Source organism: Pseudomonas sp. TWR1-1-4 (assembly GCF_049897165.1).
GTDB lineage: Bacteria > Pseudomonadota > Gammaproteobacteria > Pseudomonadales > Pseudomonadaceae > Aquipseudomonas > Aquipseudomonas canadensis.
In genome coordinates, this window is record NZ_JAFCVS010000001.1 from 752,375 (window position 1) to 770,483 (window position 18,109).

General features: G+C 58.6%; 20 protein-coding genes and 1 pseudogene. 7 read left to right on the plus strand and 14 right to left on the minus strand.

Features of this window, described 5'->3' with window-relative positions; all coding sequences use genetic code 11:
- Window positions 1-34 precede the first annotated feature (34 nt).
- From ACP7C6_RS03570 to ACP7C6_RS03580, 3 genes are read left to right on the plus strand one after another with little or no spacing between them, the layout of a single operon-like run.
- The gene (locus tag ACP7C6_RS03570) at window positions 35-1,045 is read left to right on the plus strand and encodes an ABC transporter substrate-binding protein (RefSeq protein WP_426108264.1); all 1,011 of its coding nucleotides are present in this window, start codon (window positions 35-37) and stop codon (window positions 1,043-1,045) included.
- A gap of 8 nt (window positions 1,046-1,053) precedes the next feature.
- Entirely contained in the window at window positions 1,054-2,058 is a 1,005-nt protein-coding gene (locus tag ACP7C6_RS03575; protein ID WP_205036374.1) for a FecCD family ABC transporter permease, read from the plus strand.
- Window positions 2,055-2,819, plus strand: a complete 765-nt coding sequence (locus ACP7C6_RS03580) for an ABC transporter ATP-binding protein (protein ID WP_028617144.1) — start codon at window positions 2,055-2,057, stop codon at window positions 2,817-2,819. Before ACP7C6_RS03575 ends, ACP7C6_RS03580 begins: the two co-directional genes overlap by 4 nt.
- A 47-nt stretch (window positions 2,820-2,866) precedes the next feature.
- Here ACP7C6_RS03580 and ACP7C6_RS03585 read toward each other — a convergent pair whose 3' ends face one another.
- From ACP7C6_RS03585 to tspO, 5 genes are read right to left on the minus strand one after another with little or no spacing between them, the layout of a single operon-like run.
- Window positions 2,867-3,364 (minus strand): GNAT family N-acetyltransferase, encoded by a 498-nt coding sequence (locus tag ACP7C6_RS03585; protein ID WP_426108265.1) that lies wholly within the window; start codon window positions 3,362-3,364, stop codon window positions 2,867-2,869.
- On the minus strand, window positions 3,361-3,585 hold the full coding sequence (locus ACP7C6_RS03590; RefSeq protein ID WP_028617145.1) for a hypothetical protein: 225 nt from the start codon (window positions 3,583-3,585) through the stop codon (window positions 3,361-3,363). Before ACP7C6_RS03590 ends, ACP7C6_RS03585 begins: the two co-directional genes overlap by 4 nt.
- 58 nt (window positions 3,586-3,643) lie before the next feature.
- On the minus strand, window positions 3,644-4,102 hold the full coding sequence (locus ACP7C6_RS03595; protein ID WP_236639974.1) for a GNAT family N-acetyltransferase: 459 nt from the start codon (window positions 4,100-4,102) through the stop codon (window positions 3,644-3,646).
- A gap of 41 nt (window positions 4,103-4,143) precedes the next feature.
- Window positions 4,144-5,088 carry an alpha/beta hydrolase fold domain-containing protein gene (locus ACP7C6_RS03600; RefSeq protein ID WP_426108266.1) on the minus strand — a complete coding sequence of 315 codons (945 nt, stop codon included), beginning with the start codon at window positions 5,086-5,088 and terminating at the stop codon, window positions 4,144-4,146.
- A complete protein-coding gene (tspO, locus tag ACP7C6_RS03605) occupies window positions 5,088-5,528 on the minus strand; it encodes a tryptophan-rich sensory protein TspO (RefSeq protein ID WP_426108267.1) in 441 nt (146 codons plus the stop codon). Before tspO ends, ACP7C6_RS03600 begins: the two co-directional genes overlap by 1 nt.
- A 193-nt stretch (window positions 5,529-5,721) precedes the next feature.
- Between tspO and chrA the strand changes: the two genes are divergently transcribed.
- Window positions 5,722-6,909: a chromate efflux transporter gene (chrA, locus tag ACP7C6_RS03610; protein WP_426108268.1), complete on the plus strand. Its 1,188-nt coding sequence runs from the start codon at window positions 5,722-5,724 to the stop codon at window positions 6,907-6,909.
- Here the strand turns inward: chrA and ACP7C6_RS03615 are convergent.
- From ACP7C6_RS03615 to ACP7C6_RS03625, 3 genes are all read right to left on the minus strand, one after another.
- On the minus strand, window positions 6,898-7,470 hold the full coding sequence (locus tag ACP7C6_RS03615) for a nucleotidyltransferase family protein (protein ID WP_028617150.1): 573 nt from the start codon (window positions 7,468-7,470) through the stop codon (window positions 6,898-6,900). The two genes, chrA and ACP7C6_RS03615, sit on opposite strands and share 12 nt — an antisense overlap.
- Window positions 7,471-7,495: 25 nt before the next feature.
- On the minus strand, window positions 7,496-7,729 hold the full coding sequence (locus tag ACP7C6_RS03620) for a hypothetical protein (RefSeq protein ID WP_028617151.1): 234 nt from the start codon (window positions 7,727-7,729) through the stop codon (window positions 7,496-7,498).
- 105 nt (window positions 7,730-7,834) lie between these two features.
- Window positions 7,835-8,779, minus strand: a complete 945-nt coding sequence (locus tag ACP7C6_RS03625) for a hypothetical protein (RefSeq protein WP_426108269.1) — start codon at window positions 8,777-8,779, stop codon at window positions 7,835-7,837.
- Between the two features lie 222 nt (window positions 8,780-9,001).
- Between ACP7C6_RS03625 and ACP7C6_RS03630 the strand changes: the two genes are divergently transcribed.
- The 3 genes from ACP7C6_RS03630 to ACP7C6_RS03640 all read left to right on the plus strand — a co-directional run bounded on the left by ACP7C6_RS03630 (window position 9,002) and on the right by ACP7C6_RS03640 (window position 12,094).
- Window positions 9,002-9,991, plus strand: coding sequence for a zinc-dependent alcohol dehydrogenase family protein (locus ACP7C6_RS03630; RefSeq protein ID WP_122687085.1), 990 nt, complete (start codon window positions 9,002-9,004; stop codon window positions 9,989-9,991).
- 340 nt (window positions 9,992-10,331) lie between these two features.
- Window positions 10,332-10,571, plus strand: coding sequence for a DUF6124 family protein (locus tag ACP7C6_RS03635; protein WP_305381930.1), 240 nt, complete (start codon window positions 10,332-10,334; stop codon window positions 10,569-10,571).
- Window positions 10,572-11,110: 539 nt separating this feature from the next.
- On the plus strand, window positions 11,111-12,094 hold the full coding sequence (locus ACP7C6_RS03640; protein WP_426108270.1) for an LLM class oxidoreductase: 984 nt from the start codon (window positions 11,111-11,113) through the stop codon (window positions 12,092-12,094).
- Between the two features lie 38 nt (window positions 12,095-12,132).
- Here ACP7C6_RS03640 and ACP7C6_RS03645 read toward each other — a convergent pair.
- From ACP7C6_RS03645 to ACP7C6_RS03670, 6 genes and pseudogenes are all read right to left on the minus strand, one after another.
- Window positions 12,133-12,315 (minus strand): annotated as a pseudogene (locus ACP7C6_RS03645) (monovalent cation:proton antiporter-2 (CPA2) family protein); the annotation flags it as partial.
- A 194-nt stretch (window positions 12,316-12,509) separates the two neighbouring features.
- Window positions 12,510-12,812, minus strand: a complete 303-nt coding sequence (locus ACP7C6_RS03650) for a putative quinol monooxygenase (protein WP_071495702.1) — start codon at window positions 12,810-12,812, stop codon at window positions 12,510-12,512.
- A gap of 226 nt (window positions 12,813-13,038) precedes the next feature.
- Window positions 13,039-14,139 (minus strand): low temperature requirement protein A, encoded by a 1,101-nt coding sequence (locus tag ACP7C6_RS03655; RefSeq protein WP_426108271.1) that lies wholly within the window; start codon window positions 14,137-14,139, stop codon window positions 13,039-13,041.
- A 98-nt stretch (window positions 14,140-14,237) separates the two neighbouring features.
- Complete coding sequence (locus ACP7C6_RS03660; protein ID WP_078047886.1) at window positions 14,238-14,777, minus strand: DsbA family protein; 540 nt, start codon at window positions 14,775-14,777, stop codon at window positions 14,238-14,240.
- Between the two features lie 11 nt (window positions 14,778-14,788).
- Entirely contained in the window at window positions 14,789-15,331 is a 543-nt protein-coding gene (locus tag ACP7C6_RS03665) for a redoxin domain-containing protein (protein WP_078047885.1), read from the minus strand.
- A 512-nt stretch (window positions 15,332-15,843) separates the two neighbouring features.
- The gene (locus ACP7C6_RS03670) at window positions 15,844-18,084 is read right to left on the minus strand and encodes a putative bifunctional diguanylate cyclase/phosphodiesterase (RefSeq protein WP_426108272.1); all 2,241 of its coding nucleotides are present in this window, start codon (window positions 18,082-18,084) and stop codon (window positions 15,844-15,846) included.
- Between the last annotated feature and the right edge of the window lie 25 nt (window positions 18,085-18,109).

Consider the following 18,109-nt stretch of genomic DNA (forward strand, 5'->3'; position numbering starts at 1 on the left):
GAATGGCACGCACGGTTCACTCGGAGATTGCCCCATGCTGCCACGTGTTACCGCCCTGCTCGCTGGCCTGGGTTTCTGTGCCCTGGCCCAGGCCGCGCCCACTCACTATCCGTTGACCGTGGAAAACTGCGGCAGCCACCTCACCTTCCAGCAAGCGCCGGCCCGCAGCGTGACCATCGGCCAGGCCGCCACCGAAATGCTCTACGCCCTGGGCGTGGGCAATAAAGTGGTCGGCACCTCGCTGTGGTTCAACAGCGTACTGCCACAGTACAAAGCGCAGAACGACAGCATCGAGCGCCTGGCCAACAATGAGCCAAGCTTTGAGGCCGTGATCGCCAAACGCCCGCAACTGGTGGCCGCCGAGCTGGAATGGGTGGTCGGGCCGCAAGGCGTGGTTGGCACCCGCGAGCAATTTCATGAGCTGAAGATCCCCACCTACCTGTTGCCTTCGGACTGCGAAGGCAAGGACAACCTGGTCGGTGCCGACGGCACGCGGCTGGAGCCGTTCCGTATCGAAACCATTTATAAAAGCATCAGCCAACTCGCCGAGATCTTCGACGTGCAGGCACGCGGCCAACAGCTGAACGAAGAACTCAAGGCACGCCTGGCCAAATCCGTCGCCACCGTGCAAAGCAAGGGCCTCAAGCAAGCCAGCGCCTTGGTGTGGTTCTCCAGCTCCGAGATGGCCAGCGACCCTTATGTGGCCGGCCACAAGGGCATTCCAGAATTCATGCTGGAAACCCTCGGCTTGCATAACGTCGTACAGTCCGACGAAGAGTGGCCCGCCGTCGGCTGGGAAACCCTCGCCAAGGCCAACCCGACCGTGCTGGTGCTCGCGCGCATGGACCGCCGCCGCTACCCCGCCGACGACCATGAAAAGAAACTCGCCTTCCTGCGCAGCGATCCGGTGACCCGCAACATGGACGCGGTGAAAAACAACCGCATCATCATCCTCGACGCCCTGGCGCTGCAGGCCAGCATCCGCACGTTCGACGGCCTTGAACAACTGGCCACGGCCATCGACGGCTACGATCTGCACCCATGAATACCAGCGTGATCCACACCCTGCTCGCCCTGGCCCTGCTATTAGCCGCCGTCCTCGCGGGCGTGGCCATCGGCGAAACCGCCATCTCGCCGCACGTGGTACTGCAGGTACTCGCGAACAAACTGTGGGCCGCCGGTTATGCGCTCGACCCCATCGACGAAGGCGTGGTGTGGAACTACCGCCTCACCCGCGCCCTGGTCGCCGCGGCGTGTGGCGCCGGGCTGGCGACGTGTGGCGTGATCCTGCAATCGCTGCTGCGCAACCCGCTGGCCGATCCGTATCTGCTGGGCATCAGCGCCGGCGCCTCGACCGGCGCGGTGCTGGTGGCGTTGATCGGTGTGGGCGGCGGGTTGATTTCGTTGTCGGCGGGCGCGTTTGTCGGCGCCATGGCCGCGTTTGCGCTGGTGATCCTGCTCGCGCGCGCCAGCGGTTCGGCCAGCGGCACCGGCCAGATCATTTTGGCGGGCATTGCCGGGTCGCAGTTGTTCAATGCACTCACCGCGTTCCTGATCACCAAATCCGCCAGTTCCGAACAGGCGCGCGGCATCATGTTCTGGCTGCTCGGCAGCCTCAGCGGCGTGCGCTGGCCTTCGGTGTGGCTGGCGGTGCCGGTGGCGATTGGCGGGTTGGCCGTGTGCCTGTGGCACCGTCGTGCGTTGGATGCGTTTACCTTTGGCAGCGACTCGGCGGCCTCCCTCGGCATTCCGGTGCGCCGGGTGCAGTTTGTATTGGTGGGCTGCGCGGCGCTGGTGACGGCGGTGATGGTGTCGATTGTCGGCTCCATCGGTTTTGTCGGATTGGTGATTCCCCACGCCGTGCGCCTGCTGCTCGGCACCGGGCACTCGCGCTTGCTGCCGGCCAGTGCGTTGGGCGGCGCGTTGTTCTTGATTGCGGCGGATGTGCTGTCACGCACCCTGATCAAAGGCCAGGTGATTCCGGTCGGCGTGGTCACCGCGCTGGTCGGTGCGCCGGTGTTTGCGCTGATCCTCATTGGCCGGAGGAATGCGCGATGACCGTGCTGAGCTGCGCAGGATTGGGTTTTAAAGTGCGCGAGGCGCAGTTGCTGAGCGACATTCATCTGGAGGTTCAGCCAGGTGAAACACTGGGGATTGTCGGTCCCAATGGTTCTGGCAAATCCACCTTGCTCAAGCTGCTCGCCGGCCTGCGCACGCCAGCGTCCGGCGAAGTCCTGTTAGGCGGCCAGCGCCTTGGCAAGCTATCGCGCCGCGCCATCGCACAGCAACTGGCGGTAGTGGAACAGCAGGCCGACACCGACGACGCCATCCGCGTGTTCGACGCCGTAGCGCTGGGCCGCACACCGTGGCTGTCGGCGCTGAGCCCCTGGTCCTGCGAGGACGACGCCATCGTCAACCAGGCGCTGCACGACGTCGACGCCACCCACCTGAGCCATCGCGCCTGGCGCAGCCTCTCGGGCGGTGAGCGCCAGCGCGTGCACATCGCCCGTGCGTTGGCGCAGCGGCCGCAGATCCTGTTGCTGGATGAGCCGACCAATCATTTGGATATCCAGCATCAGCTTGGCATTTTGAAGGGCGTGCAAGGGTTGCCCGTCACCACCTTGATTGCCCTGCATGATCTGAACCAGGCATTGACCTGTGATCGGCTGGCGGTGCTGGATCATGGCCGGTTGGTGGCGCTGGGCAAACCACTGGAGGTGCTGACGCCGCAGCGCTTGCAGGAGACGTTCGGGGTGCAGGCGCATTACCTGACGGACCCGTTTGATGGGGCGCAGATATTGCGGCTACGCCCAAACTGATCAACGCGTCCCACTGTAGGAGCCCGCGCCTACAGTGGGTGGTGGGGTTAGAGGGTGCGTTGCATATGCGTCGTGCGCCACACCGGGTCCGTGTCCACATCCACCACCTCGAACCCCTGCCGCAGCCAAAAATCAATCGCCCCCGGCAAAAACGGATGGGTGTGCAGGTACATCACCGCGACCCGATCTGCTTTGGCCTGCGCCTCCAGCGCACGGTACAACTCGCCCGCCAGACCAAAGCGGCGGAACGCCGGCAGCACAAACAGGCGCACCACCTCCACAGTCTTGCGGCCCTGGTAATCCAACTGCGGGAAACGCCCGTCATAGGGTAGGTAGCCAATCGCAGCGACTATCTCGCTCTCATCGCGGGCCAGCAGAAATTGCCCATCGCCCTGCAGATAGATCGCCTCGAACTGCGCCAAGTCCACCGGCATCCCCGTCGCGCTGAGCTTGGGGAAAAGCTCGGCACGGGCTTGCAGCACGAATCTCAATACCTCAGGGATATCCGCCGCAGTGGCCACCTGAATGATCGGGCTTGAACTCATGCAACGGCTATCTGTGTAATCCCCACCACCTGCGCCTGCTCCAGAATTTCATCCGGGCTCGCATCCGCGGGCGGCAGGATCAAGCCATTCTCGGCGTCGCCAAAATGCAGCTGTAGCAGGTGCAACGCCGCTTCATGCACCTGCAATTGGGGTTGCTTGAGTTCGAACACATGGGTGCGGGGCTCGTCGTTGAACAGGTAGTTGAGGGTGTATTCGTGCATGGGGGAGTCCTTTTTATAGAATAAGAGCAACTGATTAACCTGACTCATCGATCAATTTTTAAGTTCCCAATCCATTTGCGCGCTCATAGCGAAGGTAGCCATGGGAGTCTGTCCCCACCGCGATAAACCCTGCACATTCATACATCAGCCGGGCGGGGTTGTCTGGGCGCACGCTTAAACTCAGGTGAGTGCAGCCGCTGCCCAGCGCCGCAACCCCATAGGCATCCAGTAATGCCCGACCTATCCCCTTGCGTCGATAAGCTTCACTGACATTGATCGTGTAGAGCTCGGCGAAACTGTCCTCGGGTCTCCATAACGAATACCCGACAAATTCACCGTCAAGCATCGCTACCGTGAGCAGCTCGAAGTTATCGACCCACAGAGCGAGGTTGTGCTCCACCTTGGAGCGCCAACCGGCTTCGTGAGTGGGCTCCCACTGTTGGATGTAGGCCAGCTCCCCTCGGTAGATTGACGGGAGGTCAGTGACGATCGCCGGGCGTAGACTCAGTGCGTTCACAGGCACGTTGTTTCCTTGGCGCTGTATTGAAAGGCGAAAGATTACTCGGACGATGGAAGGTTAAGTACTTCCCCGTTCACTCGCTGGCTTATCCACTCACGGCTATAGGCAAGCACTTCCTTCCCCATCACCACCGGAAAATGAATAAACCCATGCGCCGCCTCCGGCAACAAATGCGCCTCAGCTCCCGGCCACCGCTCAGCGATCAACAGCGTGTCATCCCTCAACGGGTCCAGTTCCCCCACGAACATCAACGCCGGGGGCAGGCCTTCGAAGTCGCCATACAAGGGTGACAGCGGCGGCAACCGACGCGCGTCATCACTCAACCCCGGCGTGAGCAGGCGCAGCGCCTCGACCATGCCCGGGCCGTCCAGCAACAAGGTGTCGGGCCCCGCCGCGCGCACGCTGGGTGTGCCGGTCAAGTCGTAGACGCCGTAATACAACACCGCCCCGCTCACCCGTTGGAGCAACGCGGGCCATTGCTTCAACGCCAGCAACGTCGCCGCTGCCAGGTGCCCGCCCGCCGATTCGCCGACGACGATCACCGGCAGGCCGGCAAATTCCTCAGTGGTGAGCAGCCACCGCGCGGCCGCCAGGCAGTCGTCCATCAGCCCTTCGACCGGCGTGTCGACCGCCAGCCGATAATCCACCGACACCACCGCCACGTCGCAGGCGTTGACCATGCCCAGGTTGAGGTCGTCATCCATCTGCGCATTGCCGATCACCCAGCCGCCACCGTGGATATCCAGCACCACGCCCTTGGGCTTGCCGCCGGGGCGCAGGATGCGCACGGGGACCGAGTCGACGTAGTGGGTGTCAGCCAAAGGCGCTTGCTTGATCTTTTGACTGACCCGCAACAGCGCCTGGATAAAACGCGGCGTGACGCGATTGCGGATCTTGAAGCGCGGCAACCAGGCAAGCTTTTGATTGAAGCGGCGCATCTCGGCCCGTTCGGGCTCGCTGGCGGGCCAGGCTTTAACGGCCATCAGCGGTTATTCCGCAGAATCGAGAAGTTGAGCGCCGCCGCCACACACAGCCACGCGAGGTACGGGAACAGAATCAAGCCGGTGATCAGGTCCAACTGCACCGCCAGCACCACCATCGTCGCGACGGTCAACCACAACACTGCCAGAATCACCATCCCCGCGAGGATGCGATGGGCGCCGAAGAACACCGGCGTCCACAAGGTGTTCAACGCTATCTGCGCCGCCCACAGCGCCAACACCATTTGGCTGCCAGGGATCAGGCTGAGGCGGTAACCGGCCCAGGCCAGCAGCAGATAAATGATCGTCCACGCCACCGGGAACAACCAATTAGGTGGGGTGAAGCTGGGTTTGAGCAGGGATTCGTACCAGGCACCCGGCTTGAAAATAAGGCCGGTGCTCGCGGCGGCGGCACAAGCCAGCAGAAAAATAAAGAAAGTCATCGTCTGTCCTTGGCTGTAGTCAGCGGTTGTGAAGGGCCGGCTTTTTCCGTGCCTGCTTAAATGACTCAAGCGCGCGGGCAAAAATTCAATCAAAGCGGCACATCGGGCAAACCGACACCGCTTCTTCACGTCATCAAATTTCGCTAAGGTGCTCGCACGTTAGCCCGATTTGTCATGAGCGAGACCCCTCACTTTGGCTCACCCCTCTACCCATCCTTGGAAGGTGTTCCTGATCTTCCTGCGATTGGGCCTCACCTCCTTCGGCGGCCCGATTGCGCACCTCGGCTATTTCAGGCAGGAGTTCGTCACACGGCGACGCTGGCTGAGCGAGCGCAGTTACGCCGAACTGGTTGCTTTGTGCCAATTTCTGCCCGGCCCGGCCAGCAGCCAGGTCGGCATCGCCCTGGGCCTGTCCCGCGCGGGTTACGGCGGTGCCGTTGCGGCCTGGGCCGGTTTCACGTTGCCATCGGCCATTGCGCTGATCCTGTTCGCCCTGGGTCTTGCGCACTACGGTGCCGTAATCCCCACCGGTGCGTTGCATGGCCTCAAAGTCGTCGCCGTGGCCGTGGTGGCCCAGGCGGTTTGGGGTATGGCACGCAACTTGTGCCGGGGCGTGGCGCGTTTCACGCTGATGCTGATTGCTGCAGGCGTGGCACTGCTGGAGCCGTCTGCCTGGGGCCAGGTCGGTGTGATCATCGCAGCAAGCGTGGCCGGCCTGTTGCTGTTCAAGCTCGAACCCGGCGCCGAGCATGACGCGCTGCCAATCGCCATCAACCGCCGCGCAGGCGCCCTGTGGCTGGGGCTGTTTGTGATTGCGTTGGTGGGCTTGCCGGTCCTGGTCAACTGGCTGCCCAATCCCACCCTGGCCCTGGTGGATGCCTTTTATCGCACCGGCTCACTGGTATTCGGCGGCGGTCACGTGGTGTTGCCTCTGCTGCAAGCCGACGTGGTGGCGCCACAGTGGGTAAGCAACGACGTTTTCCTCGCCGGCTACGGCGCCACCCAGGCCGTACCTGGCCCGCTGTTCACCTTCGCCGCCTTCCTCGGCGCCTCGATGAACCACGCCCCGACCGGCTGGCTGGGCGGCACGGTCGGCCTCCTGGCGATCTTCGCACCGTCGTTTCTGCTGCTCTTCGGCGCCCTGCCCTTTTGGGCCAGCTTGCGCCGCAGCCCACGCACCCAGGCTGCACTGGCCGGGGTGAATGCGGCGGTGGTGGGGCTATTGCTGGCGGCGTTGTACCAGCCGGTGTGGACCAGCGCGATTTTCACTGCGCTGGACTTCAGCCTGGCAGTGGTCGCCCTGACATCACTGATGGTATGGCGCTTGCCACCCTGGCTGGTCGTTGCCGGCTGCGGCGTACTGGGAGGCTTACTGGGCTGAACCCGGCTCCACGATCCGCAGCCAAGGCCAGCGCGCCTGATAACTTCTGGCCTTCTGCGCAAACAACGCTGGCTCCGGATGCAGCGGGTTGATGCGCAGCACGCCCTGTGCGATGTCTTCCAACCCATACGGCGCATACAACTCGCCCGTGGCAATCTCCAGGCCGATGCAGGTGCCCGCTACCAGATACCGGTCAATCCCCTGCTTGGCCGTGTGCAACTGTAGATAAGGCCGGCCGAAGCGCTCGCCGTACCAAAGATGAACCCGCGCCTGGTTCTTCACTTCCACATTCACGCCCAGGTCCTGGAACAACTGCTCGGCCGCACGGATTACCCTATCCTCGGCCTCGTAGGACAAGTCCGTATCAAAGTAGAAAACGTCGTAGTCCTTTACGCCCTGGGCAGCAGGCAAGTTCGACTGATGATTCCACACCGCCTGGAACAGGCAGCCCGCCGTGAGGAAACATTGGTCCACCCCGAGGTCAGGCAGGCGCGCGGTGATCTCGGCGTTGATGGGGTTGGCCATGGCCAGGTTGAGCAGGGTTTCGACGGTCAATGTCATATGCACTCCTTGGAACCACGCTGTATCAGCCTTTCAATTCACCCGCACGGTGAGTCGCCGCGTCGTCGTAAATCACATACAACGACTCGGCGATCTGGCTTTTGATGGCCTTGGTGGATTCCAGCCCGAGCACAAACCCTTCGGCTTTACCGCCGGCACGGTTGAGTGCTTCGTGGGTGGCGGCACCGGTGATGGCGTCGAAGAGCTTGCTGGCGTGGGGGCCTACGCCTTTCGGCAGGGAGATTTGGTCGATGGACATGGGCAATACCTTGCGAGAGAGAGATCGGTAGCGCGTGGAACCACTGCCGGGAGGGCATGGTAGACCGGCTGGCATAGAAAGGGGCGGCTTTTGCGCAAATCGCACTCAGGGGCCGGACTTGAACCGGCCTTGAATCGCAATACGCAGACAGGCCCAGGCGATGTAGCCAATGATCACCACCTCGACGACACCGATAAACAGGTTGAATGAAAAGCTCACAGGGTGATCGGCCCAGTCGAAGGTCGTTGCACGTGATCGAAACCCACTGACCCGCAGCCGCCCGGTCAGCAAGGCGGGCACCAGTGCGAAGACCTGCGACAGCTCCAACACCCCCAGAAACGCACCCAGCAAGCCCAGTAGACCCCGTGCGGGTCTGCCGATGGTTTCGGTCGATTCAGGTAAAGAAGCAGGCTCTTTTTCTTTTCGCGCACGGGCGACCTTGGCCGGGGATGGAGCAGGCCGATAGGGCGGCGGCTTGCGAGGCGCCGACGCATCGATCACGTCGGACGGCACCGCCACGTTCAGATAGCCAGCCAACTCCACCAGCCACCGCTCGGTGCGTGGGCTGCCCGGCACTACCGGAACGTTGTCGGTGGTCAGGCGGTGCTCGGTGCCATCGCGCAGCACCAGCCACAGCTGGGTGTAGACCGGCTCGGCCTGCGGACGGCGGCGCAGTTCGAGATGGCTGGGGTGGTCAAGCCGAAAGGCCTGACGCACACGCTCACGGCGCCCAAAGGCATTGCGGGTCAGACGTTGGCCTTCGCCGTCGTGCCGCGACAGGCGCAAGATCTCGCGAATGCCGGTGTAAAACATCAGGAACAGGCCAAGGGCAGGCATCAACAGCAACGCGAGCACGATCAGCAGCGAGGACAGTGGGTCCAGGCCGACCAGCGGCAAATACCCTTCAATGATTCCACACACCACAAACGCCACAGGCACGCTCACGGCCAGCCCGCCCACCAGCCACACAGCACCACTCTGTACCCTGTTGTGGGAGTGGATGAGCACGTCATCTTGCGCGGTACGCTCGAACCGATGGCCAATCCACATGCCGCTCTCCTGATGCGCTTGCGAGGCACCGGATGATACGGGAGCGCGCCCATTTCTTTCATGACCCTGCCCACAAAACCGTGATATCGATAAGTTACTTCCCCCCTGGCCACTGTTCGGCACCTTGCTCAGCGCATCGACCCAGCCCAGTGGCGCTATGTTGGCACTGGCGATTGGAGTGGCCTACATTGAACGCCTCATCGATCAACACCGAGGCCCCCCATGGCACGCATTGTCCGAATCCACGCCTACGGCGACGCCAGCGTCTTGAAACTCGAAGACATCGACGTCCCTGCCCCCTCCGCCGATGAAGTGCAAATCGACGTCAAAGCCTTCGGCCTCAACCGCGCCGAAGTCATGTTCCGCAACCACGCCTACCTGCAAGAAGCCGAATTCCCCAGCCGCCTGGGCTACGAAGCGGCCGGCGTGGTCACCGCAGTCGGCGCCGACGTCATCGACCTCCAAGTGGGCGACGCCGTCAGCGTCATCCCACCTCTCGACATCGCCCGCTGGGGCACCTACGGCGAAGTCGCCAACGTGCCCGCCCACCTCACCGTCAAACACCCGCACAACCTCAGCTTCGTCCAAGCCGCCGCCTCGTGGATGCAATACGTCACCGCCTGGGGTGCCCTGGTCGAACAAGCCAAACTCACCACAGGCGACTTCGTACTGGTCACCGCCGCCTCCAGCAGCGTCGGCCTCGCCGCCTTCCAGATCGCCCGCAGCGTCGGCGCCACCGCCATCGCCGTCACCCGTACCCGCGCCAAACAACAAGCCCTGCTCGATGCCGGCGCCCACCACGTCATCGTCAGCGACGAAGAAGACCTGGTGCAACGCGTGATGCAACTGACCGACGGCAAAGGCGCCCGCGTGGTGTTCGACCCTATCGGCGGGCCGGGCTTTGAAGCACTCACCCAAAGCATGGCTCAGGGCGGGATCTTGCTGGAGTACGGCGCACTAAGTTCCGAGCCGACGCCGTTTCCGTTGTTTACCGTGTTGGGGAAATGTTTGACGCTCAAGGGGTATTTGTACGCCGAGATCGTCGCAGACCCGGCTGCGTTGGCGCGGGCCAAGGCGTTTATTTTGGATGGGCTCGCGTCGGGCGCGTTGGCGCCGGTGATTGCGAAGACGTTTGCGTTGGATGAGGTGCAGGACGCACATCGGTATTTGGAGGCGAACCAGCAGGTGGGCAAGGTGGTGGTGACGGTGTGAGGGCGATGTCCTAGGACATTTCCCAAAGCTGGGGATTGGGTTGCCCGATTGCCTACGCCTGCGTCAGAATCCGCCGGCTTGTGCGCTGGGGTGGTGGAATCTATGGTTGCGCGGTCGCTGAATTTTTCGGTGATCGGGTTTAGTAGCCTGATGGTTCAATTACGTTGAGTGCATGAGCTTCATCAATCTGACATTCCTGTCGGTGCTTGATGGTGGCTGTGCGTAGGGCGCCTCCGGGCGCGCCGGCTTTGCGTAATTCCCCGGTCTACTAACCTGCGTACAGCTGCCACCCTTTCGTTTAGTAGCGATGGGGTGACGGCCCGACTTGGGAATTACGAATATGTGCAAAGCCTCATCTGACCCAACCGTCCTCTTTACTGTCAGTCCCGACGCCAGTACTGAAAGCCTCATTACCAATAGCTACGAGACCTTTAGCTCGGTTAGCACTCTTCTGCTCGACCTCTCGGAAGACCTCAGCGGTAAGCACCGTGACATTGCACTGGCGATTCACCAATTGAGCGAATTGGGCGTGCTGATGACGGCAAGACTCCTCGACCGCGAAGCACCGTGCCCTCGTTAAATAACAGAAATTCCAGTCACTAGCGGACTGCTCGTCGAATCGTCGTATGCGGGAGTTACGATTTGGCGACTTTGCTTCCCATGAAATCGATGAACTCCGGAGCAGGTCTAAACTCCCGGCTTTACCTATGTAGTTCAGGGTCTGCTTTCGGCCAATAGCGGCCGTTCTGGAATGGTAGGAAACGACCGATAACTGTCTTCGATACGCAACTTTCGCCCGGAAGCGGCTCGATTGTAAGAATATGGCGGAGAGCTGCAAAACCGCCTACGCTTATAGAATGATTCCTCGAACGCCTTGCCCATCTGGTGGTATAGAGCCGAGAGATCTGACTTCCTTTGACCGTCCGCTTAACACCCACCCGGGCCAACCCTCGCCTATCGCCAGCAACTGGCCCCTGAGTCCGGTCCACACGACCAGCAGTACGGCGCAACGGGTAAAAGCCAGACCCAGTCCCCCCACCTGCCGTTCAAACGCGACCGATGCCGCAGCACCTCAGGAAACGGGGGCGCTATTCACGTTCTGCCATGAGGTCAATCCGTATGTATCGGCCGAGCACGATTCCTTACCAGCAGCATCGAGGGTTCAGCCGAACCTTCACTCAGGGGCATTTGAGCCTTGGATTGTTCTTTCCCATGGAGGCCTTCGACGGGGACACTCCGAGCATGCTCAACCAGGTCACACTGGCTAAACAAGCCGAGGCGCTGGGCTTCTGCGCGCTCTGGTTTCGCGACGTGCCGCTTCGCGACCCTGGCTTCGGGGATGTCGGCCAAGTCTTCGACCCCTGGGTTTACCTGGGTTATATGGCCGCCCATACCTCGGAGATTGCACTTGGCACCGCCTCCATCGCCATCCCGCTGCACCATCCCCTGCACACGGCCAAGGCGTCAGCCAGCGTCGATCAGCTGAGCACTGGTCGCTTGATTCTGGGGGTCGCTTCGGGAGATCGGCCAGTGGAGTTTTCGGCGTTTGGCGTCGATCCCGAAAGGCGTGGAGAGATCTTTCGAGAACACTACGAAGTGATTCGCCGTGCCCACAGCACCAGTTTTGAGCCCATCCACTGGAGCACTGGTGAAATGCAAGGCGCAGACCTGATTCCGAAACCTACCACCCAATTCATTCCAATGCTCGTGACCGGCAACAGTCGCCAGTCACTGGATTGGATCGCGCGTGAGAGCAACGGATGGATCAACTATCCACGCATTCCGAACATGCAGCGGCTGGTCGTGGAAGATTGGCGACTGGAGGTCACCAGGCAATGTGGCTCTGTGTACAAGCCCTTTACTCAGTCGCTGTACATCGATCTCGATGAGAATCCGTCCACGCCACCCACACGTATCCATTTGGGTTTCAGACTGGGACGTTACCATCTACGGTTTTTGCTGGAGTCGCTTGAGGAAATCGGCGTGGACCACGTCATTCTCAATCTCAAATATGGCAAGCGCCCTGCGGCGGAGGTTATCGAGGAATTGGGTACGCAAATCGTTGCGCAGTTCGGAGTGCAGCCGCGTCCGGCAGCGCATTGAACATCGGTCACTGCTACGCCGACGAATGCTCACTTGACGAAACCATAAAGTGTTACGGCGCGGATGACCTCCGGATCTACATCAATGATGGAGATCTTCGCGCCATGAGCGACCGGTGCCCGGCAAGCAATCTACCCTACCCAGCCTAAACCCGTGATGAGCACATTGCCTTGCAGATTCTGTGCGGCTTCCACGCCGTCCATGGACACGATTTGCGCGCGTATCCTTTCACTTATACCGAGCGCGCGAGCATGGCATGAATCCTGGACACGGCACTTTAGCCATGACATTTATCTTCAATACAGGTGTTTTGATTGATCACCGCCCGGAACAGCAGCAGGCCCAGGCTATCCTGATTTTCACAAAATACATCGTGGGCCTCCCAGTACTGACTGGAGCTTCCTATTGGGTTTGCTTAGCCGGGTACCTTGGCCGCAAGGACGTCAACCTTCTCGATTGATGGCGGTTCGGCAAACAGCTCGGCAGCGTTTGCCATAAGCGCCGCCGCGACCTTGCCCGAAAGATGAGCCTGCCGGCCCGCTTCATCCGGGAATGCGTCAAAGATGCCAAAGGTAGACGGCCCCAAGCGGATTCCAAACCAGGCTGTAGTGGCTGGCTCCTCCTCCACTAAAGGAAGGCCGCTCAAGAGAAAGCGCTCCACCTCTTTCTCTTTCCCAGGTTTTGCTTCCAGACGAACGAACAACGCTACTTTGACCATGACGTGGCTCCTGTTGTAACGATGCGGCTGGTGCTATCTGGTCGCAATAGCTAAAAGGGGCATCCGACTATTAACTATGGTCGACGACACCAGGATTACAAACCCAAAGAGACCAAGGGTAGCGTCGCATGTCGCTCGGACACTGAGAATGACGTAGTAGGCAGCGCGCAAACCGCAGACCAGCCGCGTGATCACTTTTCCCGAGCTGTGGCCTGATAATCAAGACTCAACGATATCTGAAATTCAGGAGAACATAACAAATCATGGTGACTGTCAAGCCGACCAATATGTACTCGACACGTGGTAGAAATATAACTAACCCACCTAAAGAAAACACGATCAAGGTGTTTTGCAGTATGTATTTCCTTATTCGACTCACAGCTATGAAATAGCCATATTGCTTCCCCATGAAAAACAAGACCATGCCGGTGATCGACATAATCTGGAAATCGCGCATCGCAATGTCGTTCAGGATCGCATGCCTAATCAAATTTGCCAGAAGTGCCAGCCCCATAAAAAGAAAAAGGTGCGAGTAGATTAAGGCGTGCCCACTCATACTGCTTTGATGTTTGTTCAATAAGTAAAAACTATCAAAATAGATCCACCAGATACTGCAAATCATGATAAATCCGGTGATGGCCGCCATCACATTATAATAACCCCATTGAATGTTAGACAAGCCTCCGGAAAGGCTAATAATTGACTCTCCCAATAAGATTAGGGTGAGTAGGCCTATGCGCTCAACCAAATGTTCCGTGTGTGCTGGCAACGGTTTTAGTTTAGTCCAGAAAAATACAGGAAACAGAATATCAAGAACAATCCCAATATAAGCAACAAGGTAACGCAAGGGCGGGTCAAAAATAACGGATGAAAGACTAATAACTGCGCTAACTAATAGGGCAAAACCAAGCCTTGAGGAAAGTTCGCCGCGAGAATCGAGTTTACTAATGGATGAAATGTACATAACACTGATGATCGCTCGTATACCAAAATAGCAGGCAATAATAAGCGGGTAGCTCACTTCCAGGTCTTCCCCAATCCGTGCCGATAGCACAATGAGCAGGAGCATTATGAATAATGTTGCCAAACGGTGAAGATTACTGTCTGTATCGAACCTGTTGGAGTAAATCGTGTGACTGGACCAGATCCACCACAACGGTACAAAAAGCAGTAAGAATGTCCATAATTGCTTATGTTCAAAGTGGCCGTCATGAACATGTCCGAGAGTGTGCGTAACCTGGCCTATCGTAACAACGAAAGTCAGGTCAAAAAACAACTCCAACCATGTGGCGTGTCGATTTTCTTCATAATACTTCAAAGATTTCATTAGTTGCCGGCTCCGTGTCCACCTCTTTAATGTAAAAGGAAGCTAACGTTGGTTTTTCCTCGGCTCCGATGTGGGTGATGTTAAGCCGATTTGGCTCTCTAGCGATTTCGTCCACGCACTAACAAAAGTTCAATCATCTGACTCATCCCGATGAACTCTGGAACTCCGTCATAGCGAAGCCCGTCAATGTAAAACGCTGGGGTGCCATTCACGCCGCTGCGTACACCGCCATTGAAATCGGCTTGTATTTTGGGAATGTAAGTATCCTCTTGCATTGCAAGATCGAATTCCTCCTTGGGAAGGCCGTGTTTGAGAACGATGGCGCGATACAGCGGCAGGCCCAATCGATCCTGATTTTCGTACAATTCGTCGTGGGCCTCCCAGAAGAATCCTCGACTCCCGGCATACTCAGCGGTGACCGCTGCACCCAATGCATGGGGGTGAGCGGTGGTAAGAGGGAAGTTACGGAACACAAACAGCAAGTCATCGCGAAAATGCTGTTGCAGATTCTTGACCATCCAATAAGCTTCACCGCAATAGGGACATTCATAGTCGCCAAATTCCACCAAGGTGACCTTGGCATGCGCACTTCCCTGGCGATGGTCGTTGGCACTTACCGGGACTTTGAGAGTGGCCATGTAATCACCTGTTAATTTTTGGTTGGCGTGCTTTGTGGCGAATTCACCAGAGCATCCAGCGCATCCAGAATGCCGTCCGCCCCAGGGTTGATTGCCATTGGTGAGACGTAGCTCCAGGCGACCACCCCCTCCTTGTCAATCACGAACAGTGCCCTCTTACAAACTCCGAGCTGGGACTCGTACGCTCCATACTGTCGTGCCACCGCCCCTTTGGGCTCGAAATCGGCCAGCAGGCTGAAGTGGAAATTTCGATCTTTGGCAAAGGCCTGATGACACCAGGCGCTGTCAACCGAGATACCCAATAGCACCGCACCATATTCTCTGAAGGTGGGTAACAACTGGTTGTACAAGGTCAGTTGGTCACCACACACCGAAGTCCAGTCAGCGGGATAAAACGCCAGTATCACGGGATTTCCCTTTAGCTCACGCAGCGACAACTGTTGATCAGGGGTTGCGTGAAGAGTGAAGTCGGGCGCGACAGTGCCGGCCGGCAGCGGACCCTGAACCAGGTCGCCATTGGTTTTTTGTGCATCATCTAACTCTGAAGTATTCATTGCTTGAACCTTGATAGATGGGTGGTTGGGACGTGCTCAGTGGGATACGACGTGCCCGGCGGGATAACTCCATCCACCATCAAGGGGAAAAAAAAGACAACGCTGCCTCGATCTCAGCCTGAGCCTGAGTAATTTCGGCAGCGAAACGTTTACGTTCCGCATCAAGGAACACAAGAAGATCCGCCGTGTAATCGCGGAATTGGATTAGGCCAGGTTGGCAGGGGAATGGTCGGATTCGCTCTGGCTCACCAATGACTATAGTCGTTGATGACGCTTACCGTAGTAACTGAACGAATTTTCTGTACCCTCCAGTGCCAACAACAGTCACGCGCTTAATGCGTCCACGGCCAGGCGTGTTGAGCAGAGCTTGGGTCTAAAGCGCTCAGTTTCCCAAACGCTTCTGGACCCGGCAAAAGATCTGAAGCGCTCAACAGGAACGCTCCAGGACCGAAGTGGCAACTGAAGTGTGGTTCAGGGCAACCGGACTCGTTCGAATCTGAAGATTCGCCTTTTCAAACTTCGGAACAGACAAGATCGGGCGTCAGGGACCGGGACGCGCGAAGGCTTAGGAAGGCTTCGAGGTCAGCATAGGGCATCGGTTTAGCAAAGTAATACCCCTGAAAAACATCGCAGCGACCGCCCTTGAGAAAATCCACTTGAGACTTGGTTTCCTCACCTTCGGCGACCACCGTCAGGCTGAGGTGATGGGCCATGGAAATAATGCCTTGGGTGATCGCGGCATCGTGATGGTCGGTAGCGATATCCCGGATGAAAGAACGGTCAATCTTGATTTTGTCGATGGGTAAGCGCTTGAGGTAGCTGAGGCTGGAATAACCGGTGCCGAAATCATCGAGCGCAATGCGTACACCTAGAGCCTTGAGCTGGTGCAACGTGTCGATCGCCTGCTCAACGTTATGCAACAGGAGCGACTCGGTAATCTCCAGTTCCAACTGCCCGGCGCTAAGTTCGTACCTGTTCAGCACTGCCTGTATACACTCGACGAACTGCCCACGCTGGAAATGCATCGGCGAAATATTCACGGCCATCGAGATGCCTGTGATGCCCTGCTCGCCCAGTTGACGCAACTGCGCGCAGGCCGTATCGAGTACCCAAAGGCTCAGCGGGATGATCTGACCACTGTCTTCAGCCACTGTTACAAACACCGCTGGTGAGATAAATCCTTTTTCCGGATGCTCCCAGCGCAGCAAGGCTTCGATCCCGACCACCTGCCCCGTGCGTGCGTCTATCTGCGGTTGATAATGCAGCTGGAAGGATTGAGTTTCGATAGCCTTTTGCAAGTCATTGCGCAGGCTCGCGTGCTCGCAAACACGTTGATTGAGCTCGCTGGTGTACCACTGAAAGTTGTTGCGCCCTTGCTGCTTGGCTTTGTACATGGCCATGTCAGCCTGCTGGATCAGTTGCATCGGCTGCTCAATGTGACCATCGCTCAGGGTGATGCCGACACTTGCACTCACATGCAGGTCAATGCCCTGGATGCAGTAGGGTCTGGCAATGCTGGCCATCAAGCGCTCGGCGACTGGCACTGCGTCCTCGTCACGCAGCAGGTCCGGCAGCAGCACAATGAATTCGTCACCGCCCATGCGCACGATGGTGTCACCGGGACGAACTTGCTGGGTCATGCGTTGCGACACTTCGATCAGCACCTGATCGCCGAAGTAATGCCCGATCGAATCGTTGATGGATTTGAATCCATCCAGATCAATGCACATTACCGCCAGACGCCGATTACGCCGACGACTGATGTGGCAATCCCGAACAAGTCGCTCTTCAAGCGAAACACGGTTAAGCAAACCGGTCAGCCGGTCATGGCTGGCATTGAAGCTCAATTCGCGTTCGAAATTTTTCTGTGCGCTGATGTCCCGGGCAATGCCGAATACTCCCACAATCTCTCCGTTGACCATGATGGGCAGGTTGGAGATATCCATGGTCAACAGTTGCTCACTTTCGTCGCGAAGCTGTGCCTCGAAGCGCTGAGGCGATCCGGCACGGGCTGCGCAAAAATGCTGACTGACCCGTTGCAGATCCTCATCGAGTACAAGATGGGAAAAATGATGACCAATGAAATTGACGGCCGTCTGCGGTTTCAGCTTCAGGCCCGCAGGATTGACGCTCTGGACGTTGCCGGCCAGATCGAGGGCGAACACCGGGTTGGGGTTATAGGTGAACAATGAACGAAAACGTTGTTCGCTCTCCTCCAATCGCCGACCGTCACGCTCATGACGGATCGCAATGACTGCCAGTTGCGCGGCAAACACCAGCTGTTGAATCTGCACCTCGTCCGGCGCATGGATACTCTTTTGGTACAGGGCAAATGTCCCCAACACCGTTCCTTCATGGGAGAGCAAAGGGACTGACCAGCAGGAACGCAGGTCATGCCCCAGCGCCAGGCTGCGGAAACGTTCCCAGTTCGGGTCCCGTGCGATGTCTTCGGTGACTACAAGCTCGCGCCGGAACGCTGCTGTGCCGCAGGTCCCTTCCTGCGGACCAATAGCCATTCCATCTATCGCCTCGCTGTACTCGGCCGGCAGACCTGGTGCCGCGCCGTTGAGTAAGTGCTTGCCCTCTGCATCCGCCAGCAGGATAGAGCAGTAGGTTTCGGGAGTCTGTGTGTCGAGCATCTGGCAGATGGCGCAGAGTACATCGCCCAGATGCTGATCGGTCGCGATCATGCCGAGAATGTCACGTTGCGATTGGGGGAAGGTCTTGCTCTGAAAGCTTGGACGAGTATTCATGGTGATTCCTGAAGACTCTCGATTC

Bases quoted from the DNA above. Each gene is read 5' to 3' on its own strand.
- ACP7C6_RS03570 (WP_426108264.1), top strand. From the start codon at position 35: ATGCTGCCACGTGTTACCGCCCTGCTCGCTGGCCTGGGTTTCTGTGCC.
- ACP7C6_RS03615 (WP_028617150.1), bottom strand. From the start codon at position 7,470: ATGACATTGACCGTCGAAACCCTGCTCAACCTGGCCATGGCCAACCCC.
- tspO (WP_426108267.1), bottom strand. From the start codon at position 5,528: ATGACTTTCTTTATTTTTCTGCTGGCTTGTGCCGCCGCCGCGAGCACC.
- ACP7C6_RS03580 (WP_028617144.1), top strand. From the start codon at position 2,055: ATGACCGTGCTGAGCTGCGCAGGATTGGGTTTTAAAGTGCGCGAGGCG.
- ACP7C6_RS03600 (WP_426108266.1), bottom strand. From the start codon at position 5,088: ATGGCCGTTAAAGCCTGGCCCGCCAGCGAGCCCGAACGGGCCGAGATG.
- ACP7C6_RS03590 (WP_028617145.1), bottom strand. From the start codon at position 3,585: ATGCACGAATACACCCTCAACTACCTGTTCAACGACGAGCCCCGCACC.
- ACP7C6_RS03585 (WP_426108265.1), bottom strand. From the start codon at position 3,364: ATGAGTTCAAGCCCGATCATTCAGGTGGCCACTGCGGCGGATATCCCT.
- ACP7C6_RS03660 (WP_078047886.1), bottom strand. From the start codon at position 14,777: ATGGCCACTCTCAAAGTCCCGGTAAGTGCCAACGACCATCGCCAGGGA.
- ACP7C6_RS03655 (WP_426108271.1), bottom strand. From the start codon at position 14,139: ATGAAATCTTTGAAGTATTATGAAGAAAATCGACACGCCACATGGTTG.
- ACP7C6_RS03650 (WP_071495702.1), bottom strand. From the start codon at position 12,812: ATGGTCAAAGTAGCGTTGTTCGTTCGTCTGGAAGCAAAACCTGGGAAA.
- ACP7C6_RS03620 (WP_028617151.1), bottom strand. From the start codon at position 7,729: ATGTCCATCGACCAAATCTCCCTGCCGAAAGGCGTAGGCCCCCACGCC.
- ACP7C6_RS03635 (WP_305381930.1), top strand. From the start codon at position 10,332: ATGTGCAAAGCCTCATCTGACCCAACCGTCCTCTTTACTGTCAGTCCC.
- ACP7C6_RS03630 (WP_122687085.1), top strand. From the start codon at position 9,002: ATGGCACGCATTGTCCGAATCCACGCCTACGGCGACGCCAGCGTCTTG.
- ACP7C6_RS03670 (WP_426108272.1), bottom strand. From the start codon at position 18,084: ATGAATACTCGTCCAAGCTTTCAGAGCAAGACCTTCCCCCAATCGCAA.
- ACP7C6_RS03625 (WP_426108269.1), bottom strand. From the start codon at position 8,779: ATGTGGATTGGCCATCGGTTCGAGCGTACCGCGCAAGATGACGTGCTC.
- ACP7C6_RS03640 (WP_426108270.1), top strand. From the start codon at position 11,111: ATGTATCGGCCGAGCACGATTCCTTACCAGCAGCATCGAGGGTTCAGC.
- ACP7C6_RS03665 (WP_078047885.1), bottom strand. From the start codon at position 15,331: ATGAATACTTCAGAGTTAGATGATGCACAAAAAACCAATGGCGACCTG.